The 5,370-nt window shown below is 68.4% G+C and carries 6 protein-coding genes; 2 read left to right on the top strand and 4 right to left on the bottom strand.

Annotation, left to right across the window (positions count from 1 at the left end; genetic code table 11):
• On the top strand, positions 1 to 1,028 hold a 1,028-nt coding region (locus tag ACWCSD_RS47035), incomplete at its 5' end, for a hypothetical protein (RefSeq protein WP_449925400.1).
• A 23-nt stretch (positions 1,029 to 1,051) separates the two neighbouring features.
• The gene (locus tag ACWCSD_RS47030; protein WP_449925397.1) at positions 1,052 to 1,408 is read left to right on the top strand and encodes a hypothetical protein; all 357 of its coding nucleotides are present in this window, start codon (positions 1,052 to 1,054) and stop codon (positions 1,406 to 1,408) included.
• Between the two features lie 634 nt (positions 1,409 to 2,042).
• Here ACWCSD_RS47030 and ACWCSD_RS47025 read toward each other — a convergent pair.
• From ACWCSD_RS47025 to ACWCSD_RS47010, 4 genes are all read right to left on the bottom strand, one after another.
• Positions 2,043 to 2,909, bottom strand: coding sequence for an alpha/beta fold hydrolase (locus tag ACWCSD_RS47025; protein WP_449925394.1), 867 nt, complete (start codon positions 2,907 to 2,909; stop codon positions 2,043 to 2,045).
• Positions 2,910 to 3,416: 507 nt separating this feature from the next.
• Positions 3,417 to 4,241 (bottom strand): hypothetical protein, encoded by an 825-nt coding sequence (locus ACWCSD_RS47020; protein WP_397157288.1) that lies wholly within the window; start codon positions 4,239 to 4,241, stop codon positions 3,417 to 3,419.
• A gap of 114 nt (positions 4,242 to 4,355) precedes the next feature.
• Entirely contained in the window at positions 4,356 to 4,700 is a 345-nt protein-coding gene (locus tag ACWCSD_RS47015) for a hypothetical protein (protein WP_397157286.1), read from the bottom strand.
• 379 nt (positions 4,701 to 5,079) lie between these two features.
• A partial coding sequence (locus tag ACWCSD_RS47010; RefSeq protein ID WP_449925389.1) for an SDR family oxidoreductase occupies positions 5,080 to 5,370 on the bottom strand: 291 nt, incomplete at its 5' end.

The following is a 5,370-nucleotide window of genomic DNA, read 5'->3' as shown; positions in this document are numbered from 1 at the left end:
CCCTGGTCGGGCGCGGCCTGCCGACCGGCCCCGAGCCGCCGCACCGCGACCCGGCCCAGCTCGGGCAGTGGCTCAAGGACACCTACGCCCTCGCCGCGATCTCCGGCGCGTGGAGCGCCGACCAGATGGCCAAGCTGTACGAGGCGCTGCGCCGCGTCCCGGCCGCCGACCGTCCGGCGCTGCGCGGCGTCGAGATCCAGCGGGTGAACGTCCTGCGGTCCGACGACGGCCACAACAAGGGCAGTTTCAGCTACGACCGAGGCCCCTGGACCGGTTCGCCCGGCACGCTCAAACTGGCGGACGCGATCTTCGAGGAGGACGACATCGGCTTCTACGGCGGCCTCACCTCGCCCGCCTGCCCACCGAGCGTACGCGGCATCCTGCACGAGGTCGGCCACGCCGTGGAGAGCGCGGCGTGCCGGTACGACTCCCGCGACAACGCGGCCCGGGTCGTCGAGAGCATCGGCGGGCCGCGCTACCCAGCTCCGCAGCGCGTCCCGGAGAACCGGGTGACCGACGCCATCCAGCTCCGGACCGACAACAAGGCGCTGAACGAGCTCGCCACCGGCCTGGCGAGCGGCGCCCCCATCACGCAGTTCAACGCCCTGGCCGACACGATCGAGAAGCTCCAGGGATGGATCACGGCCGCCCGGGACGGGACCTACCAGCCGGAGGAGGCGTTCGCCGAGGTCAAGGCCGAGGTGACCGGGACGCTCACGCTCGACCAGTGGCGGAGTTACCGGCAGGAGATCGTGCGGTGGTGCGACGCGCAGATCTCCGAGGCCCGGTGGCGGCGGACCTACGTGACGCCGCAGGGCCGGCCGATCACCCCGTGCCTGCGGGACTTCGTCCAGTTCGTGCACAACGGCGGCGTGGCCAGGAACCTCACGACGTACGCGGAGACGTCGTTCGGGGAGCTGTTCGCGGAGGCGTACTCGTTCTGGATCGCGGACCCCGACGCCGTGGCGCGGCACGACGCGCGGCTGCGCACGTACTTCGACGAGGGCCGATACCGCCAGGGGAACTGAGCTCGGATTCTGCCCAGCAGAGTTTGGGGTTCCTCATCGCGTTACGCCCGCACCATGGGTCCTATGAGCAGCCCACCCTCCCCGTACGGCTCCGCGCGGCCGACGGGCCGGACCAGCCCGCCGTCACCCCCGCGCTCGAAGAGCTCTACCGCGGCTTCGAGCGGGAACTGCTCGTGCCGCTGTGGACGGAGATCGGCGACCTGATGCCGGCGCATCCGCGCTCGCGCGCGGTGCCGCACCTGTGGCGCTGGGCGAATCTGCGGCGGCTCGCCGCCCAGGCCGGCGACCTGGTCCCGGTCGGCCGCGGCGGCGAGCGGCGGGCCGAGCGTCGAGAAAACCCTGGGCCGGGCACTCCCAGCCGACTACAAGATCCTTATTGACACCTACGGGCCCGGCAGCTTCTGGGATTTCCTACGCCTCTACCAGCCCACGCCACCACCGAATGGGTTGACCTCACCGGCCCCATGCCCACTGTGATCCGTGGCCAACTGGAGGATGACCGCGCACCGGAGAAGAACGCCGTCCCCTACGACCCCCAGCACCTGTTCGCCGTAGGCGTCACCGACAACGGCGAATCCCTCTTCTGGATCATCGATCCTGAAGACAGCCCCGAGCAGTGGACCATGGCCGTCAACGAAGCCCGCGGGCCCCCGCTGGTTCATCTACGACGGAACCCTCACCCAGTTCCTCGCCGCCCTGCCGGCCAAGACCACCAGCGTCCCGATGTTCCCCGACGACCTTCAGACGCTGGGCTCCTTCTTCCGCCCCGATCCCTGAGCACCCAGGACCCACCGAACGAAGGTGGCGGGGGTGGCATCGTCAGCTGGCGAGAGTCATGGCCAGAAGTCCCACGGGACGCCGCGTTGATCGACAGCACCGGTCCGACCGTACGGCCACGCGCGCGCTCGGTCGCCCCCAGCGGAGGCTTGGAGGCACAACATGCCTCGCTGCAATTCCACGATGCTCGTCTACGCTGAGCCCCGGCCGTGTCCCCACATGCCGATCATTGAGCCGTCAGCTGGGCCCTTGGGCCTGCCTCGCCACTGCGGCGCGAAGCGTCACACCGAACTGGTCTGGTGCGTCCAGCCATGGATGGTGCCCCGCGTTGGGGATGATGATGGTTTCGCAGTTGAGGCGGGTTCCGAGACGTTGCAGAGCCTCAGCCGGGCGGCTGTCTCCGGCCCCGCCGATGATCATCGCGCCGGGTGGCAGATGCTCGCGAAGTTCGTCCACGTGTGCTTCGAGCGGGTCGGCTTTCTTCGCTGCGTTGAGCTGGGCGTTCATCGCGTAGTTGATGGGCCGCAGCGTGCGGGCTGAGGCCAGCGCCCAATCCCATGCCCGAGTTCGGTCGGCGTGATCAGTAAGCCACGACAGCGTGAGATACTCGATCTCCTCGGCGTCGGTGCGCGGCTCGATCGCATCGAGTTCATCGAGCCTGGCCTGCTGCTCGTCAGTGCGTCGTGCTCGCTGTGCTGCTTGGTCGGCTTCCCGCCAGGGATCGAGGAAGGGGCCGGCGATCTGGATCAGTCCGGCCACGCGCTCGGGATGGGCCAGCAAGAAGTAGCCGGCCATGCTGGTTCCGAACGAATGCCCCACCAGAACAACCTGGTCGTGTCCCCACGCATCGAGCAGCAACGCCAAGTCGTCGACATGACGGGCGATCGTGTGCTTTCCCTCCCAGCACGAGCCACCGGTACCGCGCTGGTCGTAGCGGTGGACCAGGCACAGGTCGTCGATGATGCCGGCGACCGGGGCGAGGTAGTCGGGAACTCCTGGCCCGCCGTGCACCATGACCACGGGGAATCTCTGAGGGATGACCGAGCCCGTGGTCCACGTGCGTAGCTGCGTACCGTCATCCAACTCGATCATGGCCGCGGTCATGGACGTGAGTGTAAGGAGGAGTCGCTTCATGCGTCGGCTCATCACGGCAGCGGCACTCGCGCTCACCCTCACCGCCGGCATGACGCTCGCGGGAACAGGCCCAGCGCTAGCCGGGGAATGCACCCCATCGGAATGTGAGGCGAGGTCTGGAACCACACCAACTGGCTGATCCGGATCACCGACAACTGGGGCGGCGTCAACGACTCCCGCACCTGGCACTGGCTGAACCCGGGGCAGGGCGGCCACGACGAGAACGGAATCGGCCTCAAGGACGTCGACGGCTTCTACATTCCCACCAACTGCAAGTACACGACGCTGGACACTCCGTACGGCATCCTCATCCAGGGCCCCGGCTGGATCAAGATCCACGACTGGCAGTGGGTCGACATCACCAGAATGGAGTGCTAGACGAGTAAGTCCCAAGTCTGATCGGTGATTGGGCGGCGGGCCAGCCGGTTGCTCGGTCATGCCAGATGGCGGCCGTCAGCATCAGGATGCGCCCGCAGGTCACCCGGCGCGGCAGGGGGCCGACCAATGGAGACAGACGGGGAGCCGGCTTTTCGCATCCAGCACCACCCGATCACGCAACGGCTCCTCAAGCGGGACGACGCCCTCGCCAGATGCGCCAACGCCCAGGCACAGGCCGGCGCTGACGCGCTCCTGGACCTCAATTCCGAGGACCACGACGTCGGGCCGCTCGTCGGCCCGCAGGTGGACGGTCGGCCTCTCGTGGCTGTTGCAGAGGCCGTATTCATAGCTCACCCGCAGGGTGCGCTCGTCGAGCACCTCGAAGCCTGTGATGTCAGGGGGCAGGTGGTCGCCGACAGCGTCCTCGACGGTGCCGAGCGTGGCCCGGTCGACCGCAACGTGGTCGATCGGGCCGGGCAGGTTCGAGAAGTACAGCCGCCACGCCGGGACGGTGGCCATGCCGCGCAGGGTCCGCATGCGCATGGTCGTGAAGGTGGCAGCGGTCAGCTTGTACGCCCGATCGTCCTGGGCGGAGGCCTCCTCTTCGTAGGGGGACAGCGTGATCAGCGCCTGGCGCGCACTGATCACGGGGACCTGCATGGTGGAGCCGTCGTCCCAGCGGATCCGCGCCTTGTTCGGGGCCGCGGGCAGCGGGCCGGCCACGGCGAAGCCGTACTCCTCGTCACTGCCGATCTGCTTCTCCACGTCCTGCGGCATCTTGCTCAGGCCCTCCGTCGGGACGAAGCCGTCGCGCCAGATCTCTGCCGCGCCGCTGGTCCGCCAGGTCCAGACGGCACGGGCGGCGTGGTCATCGAAGGCGAGCTGTCCGATAAGGAGGTTCCCGCCGCTGACGAGCAGAGTCATTGTCAGGAGCGTCACGACCAATCGCAGCATCCGAAGATTATCGAGGGTTCCTGGGACCGACGATGGCCGGACTTAGGACGCGCACCCTGGCTGGCGGCACAGTCCGGCTTCGCGTTACCGGGCCCTGGTTGTGATCTCCTCCAGCCACCGCCGCGCCGCGGTGCAGCCGGTCTGCGTGGCCTGGCATTCCGGGCAGCGGCACCCGTACTGGCTGTAGGTCCATGGACAGCCGTGTCGCAGGGCGGGATCGCGGCCGTCCATCAAGGCCGAGTACAGCAGGTGCCGGAACTCCTCGTTCCAGCGGGCCCGCCCGTAGGCGACCTCGTCGGGCAGCCCGCGCTCTTCCATGGCAGTGGCCAGCGGGACGCCACGGGCCATCGCTTGGAGGACCTGTGCGCGCATGTCAACGGGGAACACGGCGTCCATGCTCTTGCGGCGCCAGATGATCGTCCGGTGCATACGCGCTCCTCAGGACCGTCGGTCTGCTCGTTGCTCCACTTAGCTTGGGTGCCTTGCGAGCGTCAGGCAGGTGAGACATGGGCACGCTCGACGTACGTGCCTTACAGATATCCAATGGATGTGAGACACGTGCGGGACGTTGGTCATGCGTCTCGAAACCGGGCGATGTCCCACTTGACGGGGTCGACCGACGCGAGCGCGGTCGGCTCGCCACCGGCCCGGCCGTCGGCGCGCTGCCCGCGGGCCGACGGCCGGGCCGGTGAGGGCCTGCGAGCCGGCCCGGGTCAGCGGACTCCCTGGGTCTTCTAGCCCGAGGGCGTCATCAAACCCTTCAGACTCCTCCTGTAGGTCCGGGTCACGGTCTTTCCCATCAGCGCTGTCATTTCCAGCGTCGGAACCCGCCCTCGGAGTTGATCACCTGTCCGGTGATCCACGCCGCTTCGTCCGAGGCGAGCCAGCGGACCAGGCGAGCCACCTCCTCCGGCCGACCCCACCGGCCCGCGGGCAAGGCGCCGGCGAGCTGCCGGGTCAGTTCGGGGCTGGCCCACCCAGTATCAACCGGACCGGGATTGACGGTGTTGACGGTGATGCCGCGATCGACGAGCGCCTCGGAGAGACTGGCGGTCATCTGGTGGATCGCGCCCTTGCTGATCGCATACGGCAGCTCGGT

This window comes from Nonomuraea sp. NPDC001684 (assembly GCF_053596515.1).
This window is presented reverse-complemented; position numbering and strand designations above follow the sequence as displayed.